20 protein-coding genes are annotated in these 25,626 nt (G+C 38.8%); 15 read left to right on the top strand and 5 right to left on the bottom strand.

Annotation, left to right across the window (positions count from 1 at the left end; all coding sequences use genetic code 11):
- The first annotated feature begins 56 nt into the window (after positions 1-56).
- Both ACLL8Z_RS04650 and ACLL8Z_RS04655 read left to right on the top strand, forming a co-directional pair.
- The gene (locus tag ACLL8Z_RS04650; protein ID WP_411273615.1) at positions 57-1,268 is read left to right on the top strand and encodes an alanine dehydrogenase; all 1,212 of its coding nucleotides are present in this window, start codon (positions 57-59) and stop codon (positions 1,266-1,268) included.
- The gene (locus ACLL8Z_RS04655; protein ID WP_411273596.1) at positions 1,265-1,945 is read left to right on the top strand and encodes a M15 family metallopeptidase; all 681 of its coding nucleotides are present in this window, start codon (positions 1,265-1,267) and stop codon (positions 1,943-1,945) included. Before ACLL8Z_RS04650 ends, ACLL8Z_RS04655 begins: the two co-directional genes overlap by 4 nt.
- Before the next feature lie 70 nt (positions 1,946-2,015).
- Here the strand turns inward: ACLL8Z_RS04655 and ACLL8Z_RS04660 are convergent, their stop codons facing one another.
- Positions 2,016-3,056, bottom strand: a complete 1,041-nt coding sequence (locus ACLL8Z_RS04660; protein WP_411273597.1) for an aminotransferase class I/II-fold pyridoxal phosphate-dependent enzyme — start codon at positions 3,054-3,056, stop codon at positions 2,016-2,018.
- A 310-nt stretch (positions 3,057-3,366) separates the two neighbouring features.
- On the opposite strand from ACLL8Z_RS04660, the gene ACLL8Z_RS04665 reads away from it, so the two are divergent.
- Entirely contained in the window at positions 3,367-4,347 is a 981-nt protein-coding gene (locus tag ACLL8Z_RS04665) for a YihY/virulence factor BrkB family protein (RefSeq protein ID WP_411273598.1), read from the top strand.
- A gap of 2 nt (positions 4,348-4,349) precedes the next feature.
- Here ACLL8Z_RS04665 and ACLL8Z_RS04670 read toward each other — a convergent pair whose 3' ends face one another.
- Complete coding sequence (locus ACLL8Z_RS04670; protein WP_411273599.1) at positions 4,350-4,772, bottom strand: hypothetical protein; 423 nt, start codon at positions 4,770-4,772, stop codon at positions 4,350-4,352.
- Positions 4,773-5,147: 375 nt separating this feature from the next.
- Between ACLL8Z_RS04670 and ACLL8Z_RS04675 the strand changes: the two genes are divergently transcribed.
- The 6 genes from ACLL8Z_RS04675 (at position 5,148) to ybeY (ending at position 14,192) form a co-directional block, all read left to right on the top strand.
- Entirely contained in the window at positions 5,148-6,272 is a 1,125-nt protein-coding gene (locus ACLL8Z_RS04675) for a PDZ domain-containing protein (RefSeq protein ID WP_411273600.1), read from the top strand.
- A 91-nt stretch (positions 6,273-6,363) separates the two neighbouring features.
- Positions 6,364-8,877 (top strand): zinc-dependent metalloprotease, encoded by a 2,514-nt coding sequence (locus ACLL8Z_RS04680; RefSeq protein WP_411273601.1) that lies wholly within the window; start codon positions 6,364-6,366, stop codon positions 8,875-8,877.
- 93 nt (positions 8,878-8,970) lie between these two features.
- Positions 8,971-9,825, top strand: coding sequence for a phosphodiester glycosidase family protein (locus tag ACLL8Z_RS04685; protein WP_411273602.1), 855 nt, complete (start codon positions 8,971-8,973; stop codon positions 9,823-9,825).
- A gap of 103 nt (positions 9,826-9,928) precedes the next feature.
- Positions 9,929-13,333, top strand: coding sequence for a DUF4175 family protein (locus tag ACLL8Z_RS04690; RefSeq protein ID WP_411273603.1), 3,405 nt, complete (start codon positions 9,929-9,931; stop codon positions 13,331-13,333).
- On the top strand, positions 13,330-13,761 hold the full coding sequence (locus tag ACLL8Z_RS04695) for an ATP-binding protein (RefSeq protein WP_411273604.1): 432 nt from the start codon (positions 13,330-13,332) through the stop codon (positions 13,759-13,761). Before ACLL8Z_RS04690 ends, ACLL8Z_RS04695 begins: the two co-directional genes overlap by 4 nt.
- Positions 13,761-14,192 carry an rRNA maturation RNase YbeY gene (ybeY, locus tag ACLL8Z_RS04700; protein ID WP_411273605.1) on the top strand — a complete coding sequence of 144 codons (432 nt, stop codon included), beginning with the start codon at positions 13,761-13,763 and terminating at the stop codon, positions 14,190-14,192. Before ACLL8Z_RS04695 ends, ybeY begins: the two co-directional genes overlap by 1 nt.
- Before the next feature lie 3 nt (positions 14,193-14,195).
- On the opposite strand, the gene ACLL8Z_RS04705 is transcribed toward ybeY, so the two are convergent.
- The gene (locus ACLL8Z_RS04705; protein ID WP_411273606.1) at positions 14,196-14,906 is read right to left on the bottom strand and encodes a pirin family protein; all 711 of its coding nucleotides are present in this window, start codon (positions 14,904-14,906) and stop codon (positions 14,196-14,198) included.
- 167 nt (positions 14,907-15,073) lie between these two features.
- Between ACLL8Z_RS04705 and ACLL8Z_RS04710 the strand changes: the two genes are divergently transcribed.
- From ACLL8Z_RS04710 to ACLL8Z_RS04725, 4 genes are all read left to right on the top strand, one after another.
- Positions 15,074-16,924 carry an ABC-F family ATP-binding cassette domain-containing protein gene (locus tag ACLL8Z_RS04710; RefSeq protein ID WP_411273607.1) on the top strand — a complete coding sequence of 617 codons (1,851 nt, stop codon included), beginning with the start codon at positions 15,074-15,076 and terminating at the stop codon, positions 16,922-16,924.
- A gap of 2 nt (positions 16,925-16,926) precedes the next feature.
- On the top strand, positions 16,927-17,193 hold the full coding sequence (locus tag ACLL8Z_RS04715) for a CBU_0592 family membrane protein (protein WP_411273608.1): 267 nt from the start codon (positions 16,927-16,929) through the stop codon (positions 17,191-17,193).
- A 26-nt stretch (positions 17,194-17,219) separates the two neighbouring features.
- Positions 17,220-19,082, top strand: coding sequence for a tRNA uridine-5-carboxymethylaminomethyl(34) synthesis enzyme MnmG (gene mnmG / locus ACLL8Z_RS04720; protein WP_411273609.1), 1,863 nt, complete (start codon positions 17,220-17,222; stop codon positions 19,080-19,082).
- A gap of 133 nt (positions 19,083-19,215) precedes the next feature.
- Positions 19,216-20,853, top strand: a complete 1,638-nt coding sequence (locus tag ACLL8Z_RS04725; protein ID WP_411273610.1) for an Ig-like domain-containing domain — start codon at positions 19,216-19,218, stop codon at positions 20,851-20,853.
- Here ACLL8Z_RS04725 and ACLL8Z_RS04730 read toward each other — a convergent pair.
- Positions 20,840-21,355, bottom strand: coding sequence for a gamma carbonic anhydrase family protein (locus ACLL8Z_RS04730; protein ID WP_411273611.1), 516 nt, complete (start codon positions 21,353-21,355; stop codon positions 20,840-20,842). The two genes, ACLL8Z_RS04725 and ACLL8Z_RS04730, sit on opposite strands and share 14 nt — an antisense overlap.
- 9 nt (positions 21,356-21,364) lie before the next feature.
- Entirely contained in the window at positions 21,365-22,954 is a 1,590-nt protein-coding gene (gene nadB / locus ACLL8Z_RS04735) for an L-aspartate oxidase (RefSeq protein ID WP_411273612.1), read from the bottom strand.
- Between the two features lie 408 nt (positions 22,955-23,362).
- On the opposite strand from nadB, the gene nadA reads away from it, so the two are divergent.
- Entirely contained in the window at positions 23,363-24,355 is a 993-nt protein-coding gene (gene nadA, locus ACLL8Z_RS04740) for a quinolinate synthase NadA (RefSeq protein WP_411273613.1), read from the top strand.
- Positions 24,355-25,599: a dicarboxylate/amino acid:cation symporter gene (locus tag ACLL8Z_RS04745; RefSeq protein WP_411273614.1), complete on the top strand. Its 1,245-nt coding sequence runs from the start codon at positions 24,355-24,357 to the stop codon at positions 25,597-25,599. Before nadA ends, ACLL8Z_RS04745 begins: the two co-directional genes overlap by 1 nt.
- The last annotated feature ends 27 nt before the right edge of the window (positions 25,600-25,626 follow it).

Genomic DNA, 25,626 nt, shown 5'->3' on the forward strand with positions numbered 1-25,626 from the left:
ACCCTTCATCTTTTTTTAAAAATTTTGTACCTTCCAATCCCTATTAAGAACCTATGATGAGTGAATTATCTGACATTGCAAAACAGGCCATGATGCAGCCGCAGGAAGCAATGTTGGAAGTTAAGATCAAGAAAAACAATCTTTATATTGGTATTCCAAAAGAAACCTCGTTTCAGGAAAACAGGATTGCATTAACCCCCTTATCCGTTGGCTTATTAATTCAAAATGGTCATGAAGTAGTCATCGAAGCAGGAGCGGGCATAGCTGCCAATTTCAACGATGATCATTATAGTGAACAAGGTGCCCAAATAGTATATGATAAAAAGGAGGTTTATAAAGCCGATATTATCATTAAGATTGCTCCCCCGACGACAGAAGAGCTTGAAATGATGAAGATGGGACAAGTTTTATTCTCTGCTCTTCAAATGGCGACTATGAAAGCAGAGTTTCTGCAGTCGTTGATGAAGAAAAAGGTCACTGCTTTTTCGTTTGAATATCTTCGCGACGAAGGTAATGTGCTGAGCGTCGTAAGGGCAATGAGCGAGATCGTGGGTGCGACTTCGGTACTCATCGCTGCAGAGTATTTAAGCAATGTTTTTGAAGGAAAGGGTTTAATGCTTGGCGGAATTACCGGCGTGCCGCCTACAGAAATAGTTATTCTGGGCGCGGGTACTGTAGGTGAGTATGCGGCACGAACTGCTATTGCCCTGGGTGCCGAAGTAAAGGTTTTTGACAGTTCTATTTACAGGTTGCGTCGGCTTCAAAACAATATTGGTACCCGTGTATTTACTTCGGTTATCCAACCTGTAGTACTACAGAAAGCCATTCGGAGTTGCGATGTCGCCATCGGTGCGATCCGTGCAAGCCATGGCCGAAGCCCGTGTATCGTGGCCGAAGAGACGGTGAGCAAAATGAAGCCTAATTCGGTAATTATTGATGTAAGTATCGACCAGGGAGGCTGTTTTGAGACCTCAAAGGTTACAAATCATACCGTCCCAACCTTTAGAAAGCATGATGTCATTCACTATTGTGTGCCAAATATCGCCTCACGTGTATCGCGTACTGCAACTTACGCTTTGACAAATATTTTTACCCCGATATTATTGGATATTGGCGAAATGGGCGGTGTTATGAATCTAATCTGGGAACGGCCGGGAATACGCAATGCCACCTATTTATATCAGGGCAAATTAACCAATAAAGATCTTTCCGAGCGTTTTAACATCCCGGTTAAAGATCTTGATCTGCTTATAGTCTCCAACCGATGATAAAAAGGTTTCTTTTTTTCTTTTGTATTCTAGCTTCATCTCATATTTATGCCCAAACAGCAAATCCTCATGGATTGGCTGTTATCGATAATATAATAGACTACAGAAATTCAGTTGCCGGAAATCCTGAAAAAGAACTTCTCGACCTTAAGAAATATATACCAGGGATTAAGCTGGATATCAGATACGCAACCAAAAACAACTTTGCAAAACAGGCAGTATATAAAGAAGCACGGGCATATGCGAGGCTGCCTGTGGCAAAAGCTCTTAAAAACGTTCAGGCTGAACTTAACAAATCCGGCCTGGGTCTTAAAATATTCGACGGATACAGGCCTTACAGCGTTACTGTCAAATTTTTCGAAATTGCATCAGATAAAAGTTTTGTAGCTAGCCCTAAAGATGGATCAAGGCACAATCGTGGCTGTGCTATCGACCTGACAATAATTAACCTTAAAAGCGGTAAGGATTTGAACATGCCTACTCCTTACGATAGTTTTGCCGATGCCGCCAGTCCCGACTACAAAGACTTGCCGGCAAGCGTAATTAAAAATCGCGACCTGTTAATTAACGTCATGGAACGCAACGGTTTCCGGGTTTTGGATAATGAATGGTGGCACTTTGATTTTAAAGACTGGAAGAACTTTGAATTGATGGATATTGCGTTTGAAGAACTGTGAGGGGAACAAAGAATAAAGAGCAAAGAGTAAATACTCTTCCCTGGTTCAATAAAAATTGAAACTTAAAAAATTATTTATCGGTACGCTTGCGGTCTTTGTTCTTTGCTCCTTGTTCCTTACTCCCTAATATCGCTTCCGCCAACCCCTTCAACTCCACTTTATTATGCCCACTATTCAAAACCACTCGATTCAACACTTTGCCTGTGGGGTCGGGATAAGCAAAAGAGGAAATTTGTATTCCTTTAGAAGCGAAATCAGTAACGGCATGAGCATCATCAATTAAGAAAACAGGAAAATTTGTAATATACAATACCTCCGGCCTGTGCTTTATAAGGCTGGTGAAGAACTTTATATTATCCCGAAGTTTTTTCAGTTCTTCCTGGTAAATAGAAAGAGCGTTAACATAGGCGTACAAGACTCCGGGTACTGGTGGAGATGCTCCCGCATAAACGGGGGACGTTCTAAACTTTTTAATACTCTTGTTAGTTCCTAAAATTACTCCTGCGTCTACACCTAAAGCTTTTGCCATTGAAGCGATAACTATAATTTCGGTATGTGGAATCTTAGGGATCCATGAATACACTCCTTCCCCTTTCTCACCGGTTATGCCGATCCCGTGAGAATCATCTACAAGTAGAGTAACCTTTTTACCCGGAATAATTTTTTTCAGCCAGTTAAAATCATAGATCTCGGGAATAAGATTGTTAAGCGAGTTACTTATCAGCAATACAGCCTCGTCTGAGCCGTTAATTTCCTCCACAGCTTGAACGGCCCATTCCCCAAAACTCATTCTTGGAGGATTGGGCTTACCAATCCATAAGGCTGGGTGAGTATCAGGAGCATATATAAATTTACACTTTTGAAAGTGATGCTGGATAACCAGTTGAGCCGCTAAATATCCGCTGGAAAGAATTATAGACGCTTCTGCTCCGCATCTTTTTGCTGCCTCAGCTTCCGCCGTGCAAAATACATCAGGACTTACATTATTATTTCTGGAGGCTCCATAGTTTATTCCATAGCGATCAATTCCTTCAAATACAAGTTGTTTGTATTTTTCATTAAAAGGGATACCAAGGTAAGCGGTGCCCCCGAAAAAAGACTTCTCTTTCAATTTATGAGACAATTTTTATGATTGACATGGAATGAAGATCACAGTGGGGCGGCTTCAAAAATGAAATTCCTAAAAAACTAAGAATTATATTTATTTTCTTCATTTGTTTTATATTGATTTTCGGTTTTAAAGGGCTGCCTTGAGGCCATATATCACGATCTATATTGATTACATCGCGCAGGGCTGACCTCGTGTGATATGATACAGTTAAATGGTCCGTAAATTGTTTGTTATGCTGAAAATGATAAAATGAGTTTTTAAATTTATCAAAACTGTTTCAATCTCAATGATATTCTAGCAATAAACCCTGATGGAAAAAAAAGAAAAATTCAAGTTAAAGAATTCCGGCACCTTGTTATATAAGGCGTCAAATGCTTTTTTAGACGATAACGCATTGAAGATGAGTGCTTCGCTGGCATACTATACCATTTTCGCTATCGCACCACTTTTGTTGATCATCGTGTCACTTGCAGGAATTTTTTACGGGCAAGAAGCCGCTCAGGGCAAAATTTTTGCGGAGCTGAACAAATTTGTAGGGTCTGATGCGGCCGTTCAAATTCAAGAGACCATCAAGAATATTTCCGATAATAACGAATCGACCTTTGCAATAATAATTGGTTCCATCACACTTTTTATTGGTACTACCGGCGTTTTTATTGAGATTCAGGACTCGATTAATTCGATTTGGCGGGTTCGAGCAAAACCTAAGAAGGGCTGGTTGAAAATGATCACAAACAGGGTTCTTTCCTTTTCGATGGTCATTGGATTAGGTTTTTTACTTATTGTTTCGCTTGTAATTAATGGAATTGTATTAGCCTTGAGTTCCAAACTTCAAATTTATTTTCCCGACATTACTATACTGGTTATTAATGGGGTTAATCTCGTTCTGACTTTTATTATAATTTCTGCCCTTTTTGGGATCATATTCAAATTTCTACCTGATGTATTGATAGAATGGAAGGATGTCAAAATGGGTGCATACTTCACTGCTTTACTATTTATGCTTGGCAAATTTCTGATCGGTCTATATATCGAGCAGGTCGGCCCGGGATCTGCTTACGGAGCAGCAGGCTCCTTAATTGTAATTCTTATATGGGTGTATTATACCTCCGCAATATTGTTTTTCGGAGCAGAATTTACGCAAGTGTATTCAGATTGCTATGGGGGCAAGATCAGGCCGGCAGAATATGCGGTGCATGTAGTACAGATTGAAGAAGAAAAAAAAGTCGCGGTTTTACCAGCTCAGGATCATGATAAAACCTATGAAGGCACAACTAAGATTAAAAAGTGATCTTACAGTGTTACTTCCGCTGGTCCTGAAATTTTATTAATATGGCATGCACACTTGCCACCGCTGACTACAAAATCCGCGGATATCTTTTCATTTGTTCTGGGGTGAGAAGCGGTAACTATGATAATGTCACCAGTTTCGGAAAGCTTTTTTAAATCGGCATCACTGGCTACAGTATAAATCCCCTGATTAATTACAGTTACCGGTTCATTATTCTGAACTGTGCTTTCACCCGTTCTTTTGTTAATAGCTGAAAAATCTTTGACAGTGAGCGGCTTTCCTGAGGAATCTTTAAACTTGACCTGTACCATCCTAAACTCCTGGGTACACATCATTGGTTCGCATGGTGATGTATTTAATTTAGGTGCAGTACAAGAAAATATCAGAATTGTCACTGCTAGAAAAATAAAAAATTGGCTTTTCATGGCTAATAATTGTTATGATATAAGTATTAATCCGCTCTATTTCATTTCTCACATCTGCTGTTGGCCTTACAAATTTATTATTCCTAAAGCATTAGTAAGCTTTTTTCCATTTTTTGTATTAGAAACAGCTCTAAACTAAATCTCATTTTTAAAAGTAAAACTAATGACAAAGATTACAAAGATTTGAATTGGATTATGATTTTATGCAGTAACTTGTTTAGCATCATGTATAATTTCGTGGAGAAGCGGGTCAGTTCATGGGTTATGATAAAAATATTTATCGTGGCGCTATGCTTTTGCTTGACCCGGAACGACACATTCGCTCAAAGGTTCGAGTTTTCGGGGAAGCGAAAAAAAGAAGTTGTTCCATTTAAAATGGTCAAGAATTTAATGATCATCAAGCTAATGGTGAACGGTAAAGGGCCATTTAATTTCGTGTTGGATACGGGTGTAGGTCTTCTCCTGATTTCAGATCCGAAACTCATTGATTCCGTTTCAATTAAGAACCTTCGAAGTATTAATATCACAGGTTTTGGTGACGGCGATCCGCTTAGTGCTTTTGTTACGCCTTCGATAGACGTGGGGTTTGGAAGTACCATTGCTAAAGGTTTGTCTGCGGCAATTCTCAAGAAAGATATTTTTGAACTTTCCAACTACGTGGGATTGCCTGTTCACGGCCTCATTGGATATGAGTTTTTTAACAGTTTTATTGTTAAGATAAATTTTACATTAAATAGTCTTACTATTTACAAGCCTGAAACTGCATACATACCACGAAAGGGTTACCGCATTCCGTTGATGATTGAAGATAGAAAGCCCTATCTTATTTCTAACGTAGAATTAGCTTCCGGCGAAAAGATAGCGGCCAAACTGATACTGGACACCGGGGCAGGCCACCCGATATCACTGGAAACAAACGGCGGCGTACCCTTTGAGGTGCCGAAATTAAATATTGCAGGAAATTTAGGGATTGGGCTTACAGGCCCAATAAGCGGATTTATTAGCCGGGTCAAATCATTAAGTTTAGGGAAATACACATTAACCAATGTTATTGCAGCTTTTCCGGATTACGACGACGTGGGTTCAAAGGTTTATTCGGTAAGCAGAAACGGAAATATGGGGATTACTGTGCTAAAGCGGTTTAATGTGATTTTGGACTATAGCGAATCTGCCTTATACTTAAAGCCGGGTGCATTACTGAACGAACCATTCGAGCACGATATGAGTGGGATGGAATTGACATCCGCAGGTGAAAAGTTTGACAGAATATTGGTTAGCCGCGTTGAACCGGGCTCTTCGGCAGACGAAGCTGGATTACGAAAAGATGATGAAATTATAGCTATAAATTTTAAACCTGTTGCTGAAATGAGTTCTTCTGAAGTAGATAACCTTTTCCGTTCGAAAGCTGACCGCAGCTTTATACTAGATGTCCTTCCAAATGGCAGCAAGAGCATGAGAGAAAGAGAACGCGTCATTCTGACGTTAAAAAGAAGGATCTAGCTGCGGAAAATATATTTCAATAAATCATCCATTATAGCCTTCAAATAATACATTTGTAGATTCGATGTTAGCTAAACCATTATAATTCAAGATGAAAATTAATTTTACGCACTTAGGGTGTGCAGCTCTAGCTTTGCTTTTATTTAATCTAAACCCAAATTTGTACGCGCAGAACAGAAGATCGGCACCTCCGGTGACAGCTCCTGCAACCAGCACTACTCCAGCTCCCGCATCGGCCGCACCTAAAACGGGAATCAGGCCTTACAAGGAGATTATTACGGATAAAGCAAAGACTGATAATGGCCTATTCAAAGTCCACCGCCTTGATGGGAAGTATTTCTACGAAATTCCTGATTCACTCTTCGATCGCGAAATGCTCGTGGTGACCCGATATGCAAAAACTCCAACCGTCGACGGAACATATGGTGGTGAAGAACTAAATGAGCAGGTATGGAAATGGCAAAGGCGAGACAAGCAGGTATTCATTCGTATTCCGTCATACAGGAATATTGCAGCAAAAGAAACAGAAATGTTTGAGGCAGTAAAAAACTCAAACCTTGACGCCGTTTTATCATCATTTGAAATAAAAGCGATAAATAACGATTCCAGTTCAGTTGTAATTGACGTTACCGACCTCTATTCAAAGGATGTGCAATCGCTGGGGCTCCCACAAAGCTTGCGCACTCTTTATAAGATTACAACGATGGATGAAACACGCACCTACGTTGATACAATTAAATCCTTTCCAATAAACATCGAAGCTCGATCTTTAAAGACCTACCGCGCCACAGACCCTCCAGGCGACAAATCTATCGGTTCAATGACGGTGGAAATTCATAACTCCATGCTACTGTTACCGAAGGTTCCCTATAAAGCTCGCTTTTCTGATGACAGGGTAGGATTTTTTGGACAAAGTCAGACTGATTATGGATTAGATGCTCAAAAAGCGCAGGTTACACGCTATATACACCGTTGGAAACTTGAACCCAAAGATCCTGCAGCTTATCAACGTGGAGAGCTTGTTGAGCCTAAGAAGCAGATTATTTATTATATTGATCCAGCAACCCCGGCGAAATGGAGACCTTACCTGATAGCAGGTGTAAAGGATTGGAACGTCGCATTCGAAGCTGCTGGATTTAAAAATGCAATAACTGCATTAGAGGCACCATTAAATGATCCCGATTGGTCCCCGGAAGATGCCAGGTATTCAGTTATTCGATACTTTGCATCAAACATAGCTAATGCTTATGGTCCTCATATCTCGGATCCGCGTTCTGGTGAAATTATGGAATCTGATATTGGCTGGTATCATAATGTAATGAACCTGGTTAGAAACTGGTTCTTTGTACAAACGGCGGCAATAAATCCAGATGCACGTAGTGCTAAATTTAAGGACGAGGTAATGGGCCAGCTTGTACGGTTCGTGTCATCACATGAAGTGGGACATACACTTGGCTTGCCGCATAATTTTGGATCCAGTGTTGCGTATCCAGTTGATTCGCTTCGTTCCAGGACCTTTACAAAGAGAATGGCTGGAACCGCGCCATCTATTATGGATTATGCGCGCTTTAACTATATCGCCCAACCTGGTGATGAAGGCGTAGTTCTATATCCAGGAATTGGCGAATACGACAAATGGGCTATTAAATGGGGATATACCTGGTTTGATAACCAAAGCCCTGTAGAGGAAGCTAAAACCCTAAATAAATGGACCATCGAAAAAGCAGGTAATCCGGCTTATTTTTACGGACAACAGACGGGCAACCCTATAGATCCGAGGTCACAGTCAGAAGATTTGGGAGATGATGCGGTAAAAGCATCGACATACGGTATCGCAAATCTGAAAAGGATAATACCCAATATCGAAAAGTGGACATATGAAGAAGGTCAGCCTTATAATAACCTACAAGAACTATTTGGTGAAGTGTTGAGTCAATGGAGCCGCTATATGGGTCATGTTCGTTCCAATATTGGAGGAATATATGAAAACGATAAAACCTACGAGCAGAAAGGTCCCGTTTATACTCATGTTCCTGAAGCAAAGCAAAAAGAGGCGCTTGAGTTTATTAATCAACAGGCATTTGCAACTCCCATTTGGATGCTTGACCAGTCGATGTTAAACAAATTTGATAATGCAGGGATTGTAGAAAGGTTGAGAAGAGCTCAGGTAGGCGTATTGAATGGAATACTTGATTTTTCACGACTTAACAGAGTTATTGATAATTCAGTCAAAAATGGTGCTGCAGCTTATAGTATGGATGAGCTATTTGCTGATCTAAGAAATAGCATTTGGTCTGAATTAAAGTCAGGTGGAAATGTAGATACCTATCGAAGAAACCTGCAAAGAGCTTATATAGAAAGGATGTCGTTTTTGCTAAATGAAAATGAACCTGCACCTCCTTCTGGTCCTGGGCAGTTTACAGCTCAGGGAGCCCCTCAAATGGATGCTTCCCAATCAGATATCCGCCCTATGGCCAGATTTGAGTTGAAGGCTCTAGCGGCTCAGATCAGAACGGCTCAGCCAAAATTTAGTAATTCCGTCATTAAATCACATTTGGATGATGCCCTTGTGCGAATCAACGATGCGCTAGATCCTAAGAAATAATAAAGTGTGGTACGATAAGGCCCTGTCTGTTTTCCAGGCAGGGCTTTATTATTTATTGATAAACCTTAACTTAGCACCAATAAGCTTTATTCAATGAAATTACTCGCGACCCTGTTACTGATTGCTTGCTTCGGCCAAGCTTTTTCACAAACCGACTCTACTAACGTTGTTGAAGCCGAATGGAAAAAGAAAAAGATCACCTCCGGTGTTATGCTAAAAACCCATTGGTTCAATAACAATCTATTTGGTACAAACCAGAACGTCAGCATCCTTGAAATAAAACCGAAAAAAAAACTGATGCTGGATCTGGGTTACGATGCTAAAAAGCTTATAACCACCAGCGAATTTGGTAAGTCCGCAAATTCACTTGCTGCTTTGAATGGTACTTTTTTCGACATTGCAAATGGCGGATCTGTTGATTTCATTAAATCGGACGGGAAGGTAATAAACGAAAACCGTTTAGGAAAAAACGGAGCTCGCACCGGTCATCAATCCTCTGCACTCGTCTTCAACAAGGGAAAATTAAGTATTGCAAAGTTTAATGGCGATTCATACTGGGAAAATTCACTTGTCGGGGAAGACATTATGGTTACCGGCCCCCTGCTTATTATGAATCAATTTGACGAAAAACTCGATTCCAACGCATTTAACATAACCCGGCATCCGCGTACCGCTATTGCTATTACTAAAAATAACAGGGTGCTTCTAATAACTGTTGATGGGAGAGATGCTAATTCGGCAGGGATGAGCTTGTTTGAACTGACCAAACTAATGCGGTGGCTGAAATCTGACGATGCAATTAATCTTGATGGCGGAGGATCTACTAGCTTGTGGATTAAGGGGCACGAAGGTAATGGGGTTGTCAATTACCCGTCTGACAATAAGAAGTGGGATCATGAAGGGGAGCGAAAAGTGGCAAATGTTATTCTTCTGAAGAAAAAACAGTGAAATTTCCCGTGTTATACTGATAACATCCAACTGTATTATATTTTTAGATACATCGTAAACGTAATTTTCGTAATTTTAATGTTAATAGACGTGAATACTACCCATGAGCAGGTCTGCAGATAATTACGCGCATTTAATTCAGAAAATTGACGGATTCATCCGTAAATATTACCTGAACAGAGTTATTAAGGGTTCCATTTTCATGGCTGCCTCACTTTTCGCGGCTTACATCCTGGTAGCAGTTGCCGAGTATTACGGGCGCTTTGATCCACTCATAAGGACATTTCTGTTCTATACTTTTATTCTCGGTAACGTCGCTATCCTAACAACCTATATCATTATTCCGTTGTTGTCATATTTCCGGCTTGGGAAAACAATAAGTTATGAACAGGCTTCAGATATTATCGGAGATCATTTCCAACCTGTTAAAGACAAGTTATTAAATACATTGCAATTGAAAAAGCTCTCGGACATTAATCCGGAACAGAGAGCTTTGATCGAAGCCAGTATCGATCAGAAAATTGCTGAGCTGCGTCCTGTACCGTTCAGCTCGGCAGTGCATATCGAAGACAACAGGAAATATATTAAGTATGCGTTAGTACCTTTATCGGCTATCATAATTGTCTTTTTCGCAGCCCCATCAATACTAAGTGAAAGTACAGAACGACTTTTAAATCATAACAAGCGCTTTGTCAAAAAAGCTCCCTTTAGTTTCGAACTAATAAATCAAAATCTATCAGCAATACAAGGCGATGATTATACACTAAAAGTCAAGCTTACCGGGAACGAAATTCCTGCCGAACTCTATTTGGAAGATGGGGCAAATACTTTTAAGCTGGATAAAGAAAATATTATTCGCTTCAATTATACTTTTAAGAATCTCCAGAAAACTAAAACGATTAGACTTAGAGGTGGAGAGTTTAATTCGGAAGATTATGTTTTGAAAGTTATAGAGCGACCAACCCTGCTGGATTTTGATGTTTTTCTTGAGTACCCGGCTTACCTAAGTAAAACCAATGAAAGGCTGGAAAATTCAGGTGATCTGAACGTTCCTGAAGGGACCAGGATAAACTGGAGATTTAGAGCGCGAAGCAGCGATCATTTGGACGTTAAAATGGATAAACAGAATTTCCGGATTCGCCAAGCCGATGCAGGCCACTTTAATTTTTCATATCGGGCTTTAAGGAATATAACTTACAATATCCGCCCTGTAAGCAACGATGTTTCAACTTCGGATTCTGTATCTTATCAGTTACGGGTTATACCGGATTTGATGCCTATGATAGATGTGACAGAACGTCCAGATTCTGTTAATGCGAAAATTCTTTACTTTGTAGGCCAGGTAAATGATGATCATGGCTTCTCCAAACTGAACTTTAATTACAGGGTTTTGCCGGCAGGCGGGACAGCAACTATTGTAAAACCCGAGATAAAAACGGTGAGTTTTGACAGAAATAGTCTTCAAAGCAATTTCTTCCATATTTGGAATGTTAATGATGCTAAAACACAACCAGGCGACCAGATCGAATATTATTTCGAAATATTTGATAACGATGGAGTTAATGGTTCAAAGGCCAGTCGCTCCGCTATCCGGACATTTAAGATTGCTTCAGACCGTGAAGTAGAAAAAAAGCTTGAAGCGAATTCAGAACAGATCAAAGAAAAAATGGCGCAGGCTATCCGTCAATCTTCCCTGGTTGAAAAAGAAGCAAAGCGTCTAAATCAAGACCTATTAAATAAAAAGAACCTCACTTACGAAGAAAAGAAACAAGTTGAAGCACTTCTCCAAAAACAGAAGGAGCTTGAAGAGCTAGTGAAAGAAATTCAGAAAGAGAACAAACAAAATCTTTTTGAGCAGAATGAAAATAGGGAACAGAATGAGAAAATTCTTGAAAAGCAAAAACAAATCGAAAATTTGTTTAATAATGTTTTAGATGAAAAGACCCGTGAAATTCTAAAAAATATCGAAAAACTACTGGAAAAGAACAACAAGGCTTTGACCCAGGAAGAGCTTTCTAAGATGCAGCTCGATAATAAATCTTTACAAAAAGAACTCGACAGGATACTTGAATTATACAAGCAACTTGAATTTGATCAGAAACTTACCGAGTCGATCGACAAACTCAAGGAACTTTCAAAAAAACAGGAAGTTCTTAGCGAGAAGACTTTAGATAAAAAGTCAGAAAATGAAAAGCTTAAAGAAGAGCAGAAAGAGCTTAAAGAAGACTTTAAGGATTTAAAAGAAGACTTAACAGAACTTGAAAAGAAAAACGAAGCTCTTAATCAAAAAAATGAATTTGTAAGTCAAGAAAAAGAGCAGCAAAAAATAGAGCAGGAGCAACAGAAGAGTTCTGAAAACCTGGAAAAGAAGGATGAGAAAAAAGCTTCTGAAAATCAGAAAGAAGCAGCCGACCAAATGGAGCAACTTTCAAAAAAGCTGGAAGCTATGCAGCAAGAAAGTGAAGAAGAAGAGAGTGAAGTTAATACCAAAGCACTTCGTGAAATTCTGGATAACCTTGTTAGCAGTTCTTTTGACCAGGAAAAAACAATGCAATCTGTGCGCGGTATGAACACCACCGATCCTTTATACGTATTGCAAACTCAAAAACAGAGAGATATTAAAGACAATCTAAAAATGATCGAGGATAGTTTATATTCTCTTAGCAAAAAAGTGCCTCAGATCCAATCCGTTGTGAATAAGGAAATACAGGTAATAAACTTTAATGTTGGAAAAGCAATAGAAAGTTTGGGTGAACGCCGTACAGCTGAAGCTAATCGTAACCAGCAATTTGCAATGACCTCAATTAACAATTTGGCTCTAATGCTTAATGAGGCTTTAGATCAGATGCAACAAGCTCAGCAAAACGGCAAGCCTGGAAGCAAAGGAAAAAAGAAACAAAGCCTTTCACAGTTAAGCAAAATGCAGGAGCAATTGAATAAAAACATGCAAAAGGCGCGGGAAGAAATGCAGAAACAGGCTGCTCAGAAAAAGCAGGGACAACAGCCAGGACAACAGCCAGGACAGCAGCCAGGACAGCAGCCCGGTCAAGGGCAGCAAGGGCAAGGGCAGGGCATGAGTGAACAACTTGCAAGAATGGCACGGGAGCAGCAGATGATCCGTCAGGCTATGCAGGAAATTAACAGACTGGAGAATAAAGATGGTAAGAGCGGTTTGGGGAACCTTGATCAATTAATGAAAGAGATGGAACAAACTGAAACCGATCTCGTAAACAAGAAAATTCAGCAGGAGACGTTGAACAGGCAGCAGGAAATACTAAGCAAACTCTTGCAGGCAGATAAAGCTGAACGAGAACGGGAACAAGAGGACAAAAGAGAGAGTAAAGAGGGTGTAGCAATTGCACCGGATCATAAGATCATCCTACAGGAATACCAAAAAATCAAACAAAAAGAGACGGATTTGCTTAAAACAGTACCGCCCTCCTTAAATTCTTTTTACAAAATAAAGGTCGGTGATTATTTTAAATACTTAAATTCGGGTTATAAATGATTAATCAGACAGAATTTTCGGATAACACAGCATTGTATACTCTGCAATTACCATCGAAAATTGATAGTATTACAACGGTTGAAAACTTCATTGATACTCTGAGTGAGAAATATAACTTGAGCGATGAAATTTATGCGAATGTACTAACATGCCTTAGCGAAGCCACGGTAAATGCCATTATCCATGGTAATAGGGAGGACCCAAGTAAAATAGTATATATTAATCTGGAGGTTATAGAAGATAAGCGATTAATTTTCACTGTATCAGACCAGGGTGATGGATTTGATTTTAATAGCCTTCCAGACCCGACAGCACCAGAAAATCTTGAAAATCTTACGGGCAGAGGTGTTTTCATTATCAAACGTTTGGCTGATCAATGCATCTTCAATTCCAGAGGGAATGAACTCGAGCTGCACTTTAAAATTTAATGTCCCTGTTCCAAATTAAGTTTTTTTCTGAAGACGTCCCATTCAAATTAAAGCATAAAATATCCCTGCGAAAGTGGATAAAAGAAACTATCGAGGCCGAAGGTTTTCACCTAAAGGAATTAAATTTTGTGTTTTGTAGTGACAACTATTTGCTTGCGATAAACCAAGAATATCTTAAACACGATACTTTCACCGATATCATCACTTTTGATAATAGCGATAATGATCATCGCATAGTTGGCGATATTTTCATTAGCATAGATCGGGTTAGCGAAAATGCACAAACCTTTAAAGTCCCGGATCATGATGAATTACATCGTGTTATGGTGCACGGAACATTGCATCTTCTTGGTTATACTGACAAAGGAAAAACTGCAAAAACTCTAATGACTGCCAAAGAGAATTATTACCTGGGAAAATTAACCCTTTAACTCTTATTCCATTGGTACTTCAATAATAAGTATTTTAGAGTTCTCTCTGATATTAATATCAATACTATCTGTATGATATACCCCAAGCGCATCTCTTTTTTCCAAAATAATTCCATCAATCTCTATTTCACCTTCGATGAGGAATATATAAGCTCCGTTTCCGGAATGTTTAATTGTATAGTTTGCTTTACTAACCGTGTCAAATGTCCCAAGACTAAAAACCGAATCCTGGTTAATCCACATAACGCCGGGCTTCTTTTCAGATGAAACTAAGGTAACAAATGAGTTGTTATTATCCTCCAGGTTATACTTCTGCTGATCATACCTTGGATTAATATTTCGCTCTTTCGGTAAGACCCAAATTTGAAGAAGGTTAACTTCCTCTATCGATGAACCATTGAACTCAGAATGTTGAATTCCACTTCCAGCCGACATCATTTGTACTTCTCCAGAGCTTATATTACCAATCGATCCTAAACTGTCTTTATGTGCCAATGATCCCTTTAGAGGTATAGTAACGATTTCCATATTATCGTGCCCATGTGTGCCAAAGCCCATTCCCGGAGACACAATATCATCATTTAAAACTCTTAAAAGTCCAAAATGCATCTTTGAGGGATTGTGATACTGAGCAAAACTAAATGAATGTGCTGCTTTTAGCCAACCATGATCCTGGATACCCCGGTCATTGGCTCTGTGAACTATTTTTTTCATGATTACATTAAATTACATGTTACAACACACAATATTTATTCCAAAAATCAAATATGTACCTTTGCAGATGAATGATTAAGATTTCCCTGCTAAATAAGAACTTTTATTTCTCGTAGCTGTCTTATTGTCATAAAGGTGGGAATGATTTAAGTAATATAAAAATTAGTGTGAGCATTTTATCAACAGAACAATTAGGGCATTCATTTAATGATAACTGGTTATTCACCGACCTTTATTTTGGTATAAATAAGGGCGAACGAGTTGCCCTGGTTGGGATTAATGGTACCGGAAAGTCTACTTTATTAAAGATACTATCTGGTATTCTTGCTCCAGGGCTTGGGAAAGTTGTAACAGAGCGGGAACTTAGAATAGGGTATCTTGAACAAGATCCACAATTCGACGATCAGGCCAGCATTAGCGACTTCATTTATTCGATAGGAAATTCGCGTCAACAACTTATTAGACAGTACGAAGAAGCTGTTAATCAGGGTGTTACGAATGAGAAACTTCTCAACAGGTTAATGGATGAACTTAGCTCGGAAAATGCCTGGGAGTATGAATATGAAATCAAGACCATACTTGGCAGGCTCGGTATTCAAAAATTGGAGCAAAACATTGCTACTTTGTCTGGTGGACAAAGAAAGCGTTTAGCGCTGGCAAAATTACTTATTGACGATCCCGATGTTTACTTGCTGGACGAACCAACAAATCATTTGGATATCGAGACTATCGAATGGTTGGAAAATTTTATGACAACCGGACAAAAGACAGTGATTCTGGTTACCCATGATCGATATTTCCTTGACAATGTATCAACGCGGATAATTGAATTAGACCGAGGGAAACTGCAGAATTTCAATGGTAATTACAGCTATTATCTCGAAAGAAAAGCCGAACAAGATGCTGCAGATGATGCGTCGTTCAACAAGAATGTAAATCTTTTGAGAAAAGAACTTGAATGGATGCGTCGTCAACCTAAAGCCCGGACTACGAAATCAAAATCACGCATTGACTCGTTCTATGATCTGGAGGAAAAAACAAAAGGAAGGCAAATTAAATCCAACCTTGAATTGAGTGTCAACGTATCACGCCAAGGGAATAAGATTCTTGAACTCGATCACGTTAGCAAATCCTTTAACGAATATCCAGTTATACAGAATTTCTCTTATACTTTCAAGAAGGGAGATAGAATTGGTGTAGCGGGAAAAAACGGTACAGGAAAATCGACCCTGCTTAACTTAATTACAGGTTTACTAAAACCCGACAATGGCAGTGTAAAGGTTGGTGAAACTACCGTATTTGGATACTACAAACAGGGGGGGCTAGAATTTAAGGGTGACGAGCGCGTTATTGATGTAGTTAAAAATGTTGCGGAATACATCACTATGGCTGATGGCAAAAACCTAACAGCTAGTCAGGTTCTCACTCATTTTCTTTTTCCGCCTGCTAAACAATACGGCTTTGTAAATAAATTAAGCGGGGGTGAAAAGAAAAGGCTTCAACTAATGCGCGTTTTAATGAAGAATCCAAACTATATGATTTTGGATGAACCGACTAACGACCTTGACATAGATACTCTAAATGTTCTTGAGGAATTCCTAATGAATTTTCCAGGAGTTTTGATGCTAGTATCCCATGACCGATATTTGATAGACCGTTTAACTGATCAGTTATTTATTTTTGAAGGAGGGGGTAAGGTGAGAATATATTCCGGCAACTACACTGATTATCGGTTAGAACAAGATGAACTAAAAAAACCTTCCAAGCCCGAATGGCAAACATCTAAATCTTTAAAGGCAGACGTACCTTCTAAAAAGCTGTCCTATAAAGAGGAAAAAGAATTACAGGAAATAGAGGATAAAATAAAAATTCTCGAAAAAGAGGTATTAAGTTTAACAAGGAGTTTAAACTCGGGTATTATCGATCATGAAGAGCTCTCAGAGATATCAGTGCAGATCGAACTAAAGACCCAGCAAATCGATGATAAAACACTTCGTTGGCTCGAATTAACCGATTAATAATGAGCCAATCAGATATATTAGGATCCATAGGCGTAAGTTTATTATTAATAGGCTTTCTGCTCAATTTGCGAGGGGTATTAACTTCTAATAGCAAAATATATGTCACGCTTAATATCATTGGCGCAATACTGTGTGGATACTCCGCTTACTTGATAAAATTCTACCCGTTTGTTATACTTGAAGGAGTATGGGCAATAGCGGCATTTAGTTCATTGTTCAAACGTGTTCCACGTGGAACGTTGCATAGTGAAATCATCAACGAATAAATTGTTCCACGTGGAACGCAAAAAAAATGTTTAATAAATACGATATAATAGTAGTTGGGGCTGGTCATGCCGGATGTGAAGCCGCTGCCGCAGCAGCGAACCTTGGCTCAAAAGTTCTTCTTATCACAATGAACATGGGGACAATAGCTCAAATGAGCTGTAATCCAGCAATGGGCGGAGTCGCTAAAGGTCAAATTGTAAGGGAGATCGATGCGCTAGGAGGATACTCAGGGATCATTTCTGACAAGACGACATTACAATTTAGAATGCTAAACAGTTCCAAGGGTCCTGCAATGTGGAGTCCAAGAGCTCAAATAGACAGAGCGAGGTTCGCGGAAGCATGGCGTTTAATGTTGGAACAAACGCCCAATGTTGATTTCTGGCAAGATACTGTTACAGCATTACTTATCGAAGGAGACGAAGTTAGGGGAGTTAAAACCACCTTAGGAATAGAAATCCAAGCAAAAGCAGTCGTACTAACTAATGGAACATTTCTAAACGGAGAAATTCATATTGGCGAAAAAAAATACGGAGGGGGAAGAACAGGCGAAAAAGCTGCTACCGGGATTACAGAGCAGTTGGTAAACTTGGGATTTGAAGCTGGAAGAATGAAAACAGGAACCCCGCCCAGAGTCGACGGAAGATCATTGAATTATTCAAAAATGGAAGAGCAATGGGGTGACGATGTGCGTGGTCGCTTTTCGTATACGGATGTTCCACTACCAAAAGAGCAAAGATGTTGCTGGATCACATACACCAATACCGAAGTCCACGAAACGCTCAAAGAAGGTTTTGAACAATCTCCCATGTTTACAGGCCGCATAAAAGGGCTTGGACCGAGATACTGTCCATCCATCGAAGATAAAATTAATCGCTTTGCGGAACGTGACCGGCATCAAATCTTTGTAGAGCCAGAAGGCTGGAACACGGTCGAAATATATGTTAATGGATTTTCCACCTCTCTTCCTGAAGATGTTCAATACAGGGCCCTAACAAAAATACAAGGTTTTGAGAACGTAAAAATGTTCAGACCTGGGTATGCGATTGAATACGACTTTTTTCCACCAACCCAACTTAATCTCACACTTGAAACCAAATTAAAAAGAAACCTATACCTGGCCGGACAAATAAATGGAACGACCGGATATGAGGAGGCTGCAAGTCAAGGTTTCGTGGCGGGTATTAATGCTCATCAAAAAATAACAAACGCACCCGAACTCATACTAAAAAGATCAGAATCATATATCGGCGTATTAATCGATGACCTTGTTACAAAGGGCACCGACGAACCCTATAGAATGTTCACCTCCAGGGCAGAACATCGTTTACTTCTACGACAAGACAACGCAGATATTCGTTTATCACCGATAGGTTACGAACTTGGTCTTATATCAGAAACTCGTTTAAAACAGGTTCACAACAAAATAAAAAACACAGAAATAATTGTTGACTACCTTAGAAATACATCAATAACTCCTGAAAACGTAAATAACACTCTTGAATCTGCTGGAACACCGACAATTACACAAAATGTAAAAATGTTTCAACTCGTCACACGACCACAAATAACTTTTAAAAACATACGTCAAGCCGACCCAGCATTGGACACACTTCTAAACAATTACGATTTAGAAACAATCGAACAGGCAGAAATAAAAATCAAATACGAAAGCTATTTTGCTAAGGAACTAGAAATAGTAGATAAAATGAAACGGATGGAAGACCACGTCATTAATACAGAATTCAATTACTTTGAACTTGTATCACTATCAAAAGAAGCCCGAGAAAAACTTATGAAGATAAAACCACGAACCCTTGGACAGGCCTCGAGGATTTCCGGAGTATCCCCGTCCGACATTTCCGTTTTAATGGTTCATATGAATAAATAGTTACTAACTAATTGATTATAAGATATTTGCAACACATATTACATAATTTAAAAATATGCCTCAGGCAACACAATTTTATATTAGACATACATAATTGTCCAAAACCAACCACGTTTCTACCATGGGCTTCTAAATGGCAAATTTTACGATTGAAAGGTTTCTTAAAAAAAAAATATCCGCAGGCATAATCCTTTTGATATTTTCGTCCTGTGCCAGCATGCAATCCCCGACAGGCGGACCCAGGGACACTATTTCTCCCAAAATTACAAACGAAGAACCAAAAAATCTAACACGAAACTTCGCATTTGAAAAAATCGAAATAGAATTTGATGAATTCATAAAACTAACAAATGAATTCAGCGAGATAAGTATTTCACCTGCTTTGGATGTCCTTCCGGAATTTAAAGCCAGAAAAAAAGTCCTTGAAATTAAATTTCCTAAACCACTCGAAGAAAAGACTACCTATACCATAAACTTCGGGAAAGCAATCACCGATGTAAATGAAAGCAATATACTAAAGAATTACACCTATGTTTTCGCTACAGGAGACCAAATCGACTCACTTTCACTAAGCGGAACAGTCACAAATGCGCTGACAAAAGAGAAGCTTAAAGATGTCACAGTGTTTATTCTGCCCACGAGATTAGATTCATTATTCGGCAAAAAACGAGCGAGCTTTTTCACTACTACAGATTCAGCTGGGGCATTTAGTTTAAAAAATCTGCGCGAAGACACTTATCGCATCTATGCATTAGCTGAACAGGGAGGAGGCGACAGGATTTATAATGGGCAAAATGAAGAAATAGGATTTTTGAAAGATTCTATAGTTTTGAATAAAAACACTGAGAACATACGAATTGAAGTTTTCAAAGCTGTCCCGGCAATCTTTTCTGTCGCGGAAAGAAAAATTGAGAGTGATGGACGCATCATTCTCACATTTAACAAACCACTACTCGCACCCACCGTTAATATCATTGACCCTCTTGATCTGAACGGAGCTAAAACGGCCGAAATTAGCAACACACGAGACACTGCACTAATCTGGCTGCCGGCACTTACGTTTGACTCAATTAAGGTGGCCGTAGCAAGTGGAGGAATACCGTTAGACACTATAACACTTCGACGTTCTAAAAGAGATGTTTACAATCGTGTCATTCTGGTGACCGACAATATCTCTGGGACTAAAATCAAACCAAAAGCAGACTTACTACTTCGATTGACCACGCCAATTAAGTCAGTTCAGGAATCACAAATAAAACTAATGGAAGATTCGGTTGAAGTTAAATTCAATATACAAAAACAAACTGGAAATGACAGAATATTTAGTCTTAAATATCCCTGGAAAATTGATAAAGAATACAATCTAAGGGTAGATGAAAACGCATTTACAGATCTTTACGGGAATAAATCCAAACTTTATGTCAAGCGTTTTAGTTTGGATACAGAAGATAATTATGGAAATATTTCAATAAAAATAACTGTGCCCGATACTTTAAGCAGCTACATTGTACAATGGATGAGTGACAAAGAGACAATCTACAGGCAGGATATTCTTAGTAAAAATACGACTTTAAATTATTTGACTTACCCAACAGCCAAATATAAAGTCAGAATAATTTACGACGAAAACAAAAATGGAATATGGGATTCCGGGAATGTAAATACGCGACAGCAACCCGAAAAAACCTGGACATTTGAAACAGTGATATCTTTAAGACCTAACTGGGATCTTGAAGAAGCAATTATCATCCCAAAACTCAATCCTGAGTAAACCAACCAGAATACATGATATAATTTTGAGGAAGTTTTTCAAGCATTTCTCTTTGATCTAATGTCAGGGGCTTTATCTTCCTGGCAGGCACGCCAGCATATAGAAAACCCGATTCGCAAATCGAGTTTTCAAGAACTACAGCCCCGGCTGCAATTATGCAAAACTCCTCAACAACTGCATAATCCATAACAATTGCTCCCATTCCTACAAGAACGTGATCCAAAATTATGCAACCATGTACCAGTGCGTTATGTCCGATAGAAACATTACTGCCAATATCAGTCCCGGCTTTCAAATATGTGCAATGAATTACTGCCCCATCCTGAATATTAGTATTACAGCCAATTCTTATATAATTTACATCTGCCCGAACTACGGCGTTGAACCATACAGAGCAATTGTCGCCCATTAATACGTCGCCTACAATTGTGGCATTATCGGCAATAAATGAATTTAAACCCAGTTTAGGATAAATACCTTTTACAGGAAGAATCGTAGGCATAGATATATTTTATAAAACAGTGTCGTGGGGAGACTGGGCATGAGATTTATAATCAGTTGTATAATGGAGACCCCTGCTTTCCTTTCTTAACATAGCAGATTTGATAACCAGATAAGCATTCTGAATGACGTTCCTTAACTCGCACAATGTAACAGATAAAGTTGTCTTCTTATAAAAACTTTCTGTTTCCTCATGCAAAAGGCCAAGTCTTCTTAGAGCTCTATCTAACCTGAAATCAGACCTAACTATTCCGACATAATCACTCATAACTTTTTGCGTCTCCCTGAGATTATGCGTTACAAGTATATCTTCATTTGACAATCTTGTATCAGTTTCGTCCCATTCTGGAACGTTTTCCGGATTATCATAATTAGTGAAATTCTTTACAGCATCTTCGAATATTCTGTGGGCGAAAACTGGTGCTTCCAAAAGGGAATTGGAGGCCAGCCTGTTAGCTCCGTGCAGTCCTGTGGAGGAACATTCGCCACAAGCATAAAGCCTGTGTATTGATGACCTTCCATACTCATCGACAAGTATTCCTCCACACATATAGTGTGCTGCTGGTGTAACAGGAATAAAATCCTTAGTCATATCCAAACCTATACTTAAGCATTTCGCATAAATATTTGGGAAATGAGATAAAATATCAGCTTTGTCTCGGTGCCTGATATCCAAAAAAACAAAATCGTCGCCCGACTTTTTCATCTCGGCATCTATTGCTCGTGCTACAATATCGCGAGGTGCCAACGAGCCCCTCTCGTCATAATCTTGCATAAATTCCTCACCATTTCTTGTTTTTAAAACACCGCCAAAACCCCGAACTGCTTCAGATATTAAGAATGACGGGTACTCTCCGGGGTTATATAAGGCAGTGGGATGAAACTGAATAAATTCCATATTTCTAACCTTACCTTTGGCTCTGTAGACCATGGCTATTCCATCACCAGTTGCTATAACCGGGTTGGTTGTGGTAGAATAAATATGACCTGCACCTCCTGATGCCATTAATGTAACTTTCGATAGAAACTTGTCAACTTTACCGGTAGCGGTATTTAATGCGTAAATACCGTAACACTGTATATCTTCCGACCGCTTGTCTACAAACTCACCTGTATGATGCTGTGTTATTAATTCGACCGCAAAATAATGAGTGAGTATCTCTATATTAGTATCATTGTGAATTTTTTCCAATAAGGCACGCTCAATCTCAAATCCGGTAATATCTTTATAGTGTAAAACCCTGCTTTCTGAGTGACCGCCTTCTTTAGCGAGATCAAAAATACCATGCTGTGTTTTATCGAAACTGGTTCCGTATTTGATAATTTCATCAATTCGAGCAGGGCCTTCCGTAACAACAATTTCAACAATCCGTTTATCACATAATCCATCGCCTGCAATTAGAGTATCTTCTATGTGTTTAGCAAACGAATCTTCTTCTTTATCAACAACCACGGCAACACCACCCTGAGCATACTTAGTGTTAGATTCATCTTCATTGGCCTTCGTAACGATCAATACCTTACCATATTTAGCAGCCTTTAGGGCAAAACTAAGTCCCGCTATACCGGAACCTACAACAAGGAAATCAACATTTTTCATTTATATACTGTAAAAAATATGCTTAATACTACATCTTGTTAACAACAGCATCAAAGATGTTAATTTAGTGGTAATAGTGGTTGAATAATTTATAAACAGACTAATAAGTAAACCGTTTGAAATGATTTTAACTTATTTTTGAAATAGTTTTAAGACATAATTTAAAAGTAATCCACTATTTACTATATAGAAAGACTACACATTTTAAAATTTTATGAAAAAATTAAGATTAATAAACTATTTGTAAATCAATGACATATCAAGTAATTAGTGTTAACATATTGTTAGTAATTAATTAAAAACAATTATTACTTAAAAATGTAAACCTATTTTCTAACATAACTAACACCCTAATAAACAATATATTTTATTTAAAATATTAAATTGTATTTATTGAATAGTTGATAAATGAATACCTTCGAAGAACTAAATATTAAAGGTTTTATTGATGAACCGATTGATCCGGCGCTGGATCTCTTTCAAGAAATAGACCGTCTAAAAAAAGAAAAAAATGCTGTAATACTAGCCCATTATTATCAGGAGCCTGATATACAGGATATAGCAGATTACATTGGAGATAGTTTAGGCTTATCACAAGAAGCAGCAAAAACCGATGCAGACATTATTGTTTTTGCAGGAGTTCATTTTATGGCTGAAACAGCCAAGATTTTATCACCGGAGAAAAAAGTTTTACTGCCTGACTTAAAGGCAGGTTGTTCTTTATCAGATAGTTGTCCTCCGAAGCTTTTTGCTAAGTTTAAAGAGAAATATCCGGAACATCTTGTAATTACTTATGTCAACTGTACTGCTGAATTAAAGGCATTGAGCGACATTGTTTGCACTTCATCAAACGCCGTCCAGATAGTGGAAAGCTTGCCCAAAGAACAAAAAATAATTTTCGGACCGGACAGAAATTTAGGTGCCTGGGTTGCCAAAAAAACAGGGAGAGAAATGGTTTTGTGGAATGGCGCATGTATGGTGCATGAAATATTCTCGCAACAGCGGATATTGAAGCTAAAAGCGCGTCATCCTGAAGCCAAATTTATAGCTCATCCAGAATGTGAAGAGGTAGTATTAAAAATGGCCGATTACATTGGCTCCACAACGGGTTTATTGAAATTTACCATAAACGATCCTGCAAATGAATTTATTGTTGCTACAGAAAGCGGAATTATTCATCAAATGGAAAAGGCTAATCCGGGAAAGGTATTTATTCCTGCTCCCCCAAATAATGCATGCGCATGCAATGACTGTCCGCACATGAAAAGGAATACACTAGAGAAGCTTTATCTATGTATTAAAAATGGACTGCCAGAAGTTACAATACCAATGGATGTAATAATAAAAGCCCGAAAACCTATCGAACGTATGCTTGAAATTTCTGCTAAACTGGGCTTATAATGGTTTATCACAAATCGGATTTTTTCAATAATTACAGGAGTATAATATTACTGCTCATAGGGATTATTTCCGGTACCATATTAGGCTTGTTGTTAGGCAAGCAGGTTGAATTATTAAAACCAATAGGAGATATTTTTTTAAATCTCCTTTTTACGGCAGTTATTCCACTTATTTTTTTCGCCATTTCTTCGTCCATTGCTAATATTGACCGTACCAAGAAAATGGGCAAAGTTATGGTGGTGATGTTTTCTGTTTTCGTCGGAACCGTATTAGTATCAGCAATTTTAACGGTGCTTGCCGTATGGATGTTTCCACTACCTCAAAATATAGAAACCGTTGCACAAGTCACTGAAGAATTAAAACCTCAAAGTTTTGGTGAGCAGGCGGCAAGCTTATTAACGGTGAATGAATTTTATGAGCTTTTATCCCGTAAAAGTATGCTGGCTTTTATCATATTTTCATTCCTGGTTGGTTTTTCCACATCCCGTTCCGGTCAAGCGGGTGACTCATTCAAGAAGTTTCTTACCAGCGGAGACGAGGTGATGAAGCAATTACTAATATTAATAATGAAGCTAGCACCTATTGGTCTAGGTGCATATTTTGCCTATCAAATAGGTGTGTTTGGACCCCAATTGTTTGGCACTTATGCACACTCGATGGCCATCTATTATGGATTAAGTTTGTTTTATTTTATTGTGTTTTTCAGCTTCTATGCATTTATCGCGGGAGGTGCCCAGGGTGTCAGTATTTACTGGAAAAACAATATTATTCCATCTTTCACTGCATTAAGTACCTGTAGCAGTGTTGCCACCATACCGGCCAATCTGGTTGCTGTTAAGGCGATGAAAGTGCCGGACCATATTGCAAATTTAGCCATCCCTATAGGGGCACCCATTCATAAAGATGGATCCAGCATATCCTCAATAATAAAAATTGCTGCTGTATTTGCGATCATGGGAAAGGATTTCATTGATCCCTACACTATCATTATGGCGCTTGGAATTACTATAATTGTAAGCACGGTTGAAGGTGGGATACCGAACGGTGGGTATATAGGTGAAATACTTGTGATGACGGTCTACAATTTCCCGATAGAAATGCTTCCAGTGGTAATGATTATAGGAACTCTCGTCGACCCCATGGCTACGCTTTTAAACGCCTGCGGCGATACAGTTTGTGCAATGATGGTAACTCGCATTACTGAAGGAAAGAACTGGCTTAAAAGGGCTGTGACTACTGCATAATGGCTCTGTTATTTCTCATATTATTAA

The organism is Daejeonella sp. (assembly GCF_046590655.1).
Lineage (GTDB): Bacteria > Bacteroidota > Bacteroidia > Sphingobacteriales > Sphingobacteriaceae > Daejeonella.

Excerpts from the sequence above, each read along its gene's own strand:
- ACLL8Z_RS04650 (WP_411273615.1), top strand. The coding sequence starts at position 57 with ATGAGTGAATTATCTGACATTGCAAAACAGGCCATGATGCAGCCGCAG.
- ACLL8Z_RS04655 (WP_411273596.1), top strand. The coding sequence starts at position 1,265 with ATGATAAAAAGGTTTCTTTTTTTCTTTTGTATTCTAGCTTCATCTCAT.
- ACLL8Z_RS04665 (WP_411273598.1), top strand. The coding sequence starts at position 3,367 with ATGGAAAAAAAAGAAAAATTCAAGTTAAAGAATTCCGGCACCTTGTTA.
- ACLL8Z_RS04670 (WP_411273599.1), bottom strand. The coding sequence starts at position 4,772 with ATGAAAAGCCAATTTTTTATTTTTCTAGCAGTGACAATTCTGATATTT.
- ACLL8Z_RS04675 (WP_411273600.1), top strand. The coding sequence starts at position 5,148 with ATGGTCAAGAATTTAATGATCATCAAGCTAATGGTGAACGGTAAAGGG.
- ACLL8Z_RS04680 (WP_411273601.1), top strand. The coding sequence starts at position 6,364 with ATGAAAATTAATTTTACGCACTTAGGGTGTGCAGCTCTAGCTTTGCTT.
- ACLL8Z_RS04685 (WP_411273602.1), top strand. The coding sequence starts at position 8,971 with ATGAAATTACTCGCGACCCTGTTACTGATTGCTTGCTTCGGCCAAGCT.
- ACLL8Z_RS04690 (WP_411273603.1), top strand. The coding sequence starts at position 9,929 with ATGAGCAGGTCTGCAGATAATTACGCGCATTTAATTCAGAAAATTGAC.
- ACLL8Z_RS04695 (WP_411273604.1), top strand. The coding sequence starts at position 13,330 with ATGATTAATCAGACAGAATTTTCGGATAACACAGCATTGTATACTCTG.
- ybeY (WP_411273605.1), top strand. The coding sequence starts at position 13,761 with ATGTCCCTGTTCCAAATTAAGTTTTTTTCTGAAGACGTCCCATTCAAA.
- ACLL8Z_RS04705 (WP_411273606.1), bottom strand. The coding sequence starts at position 14,906 with ATGAAAAAAATAGTTCACAGAGCCAATGACCGGGGTATCCAGGATCAT.
- ACLL8Z_RS04715 (WP_411273608.1), top strand. The coding sequence starts at position 16,927 with ATGAGCCAATCAGATATATTAGGATCCATAGGCGTAAGTTTATTATTA.
- mnmG (WP_411273609.1), top strand. The coding sequence starts at position 17,220 with ATGTTTAATAAATACGATATAATAGTAGTTGGGGCTGGTCATGCCGGA.
- ACLL8Z_RS04725 (WP_411273610.1), top strand. The coding sequence starts at position 19,216 with ATGGCAAATTTTACGATTGAAAGGTTTCTTAAAAAAAAAATATCCGCA.
- ACLL8Z_RS04730 (WP_411273611.1), bottom strand. The coding sequence starts at position 21,355 with ATGCCTACGATTCTTCCTGTAAAAGGTATTTATCCTAAACTGGGTTTA.
- nadB (WP_411273612.1), bottom strand. The coding sequence starts at position 22,954 with ATGAAAAATGTTGATTTCCTTGTTGTAGGTTCCGGTATAGCGGGACTT.
- nadA (WP_411273613.1), top strand. The coding sequence starts at position 23,363 with ATGAATACCTTCGAAGAACTAAATATTAAAGGTTTTATTGATGAACCG.
- ACLL8Z_RS04745 (WP_411273614.1), top strand. The coding sequence starts at position 24,355 with ATGGTTTATCACAAATCGGATTTTTTCAATAATTACAGGAGTATAATA.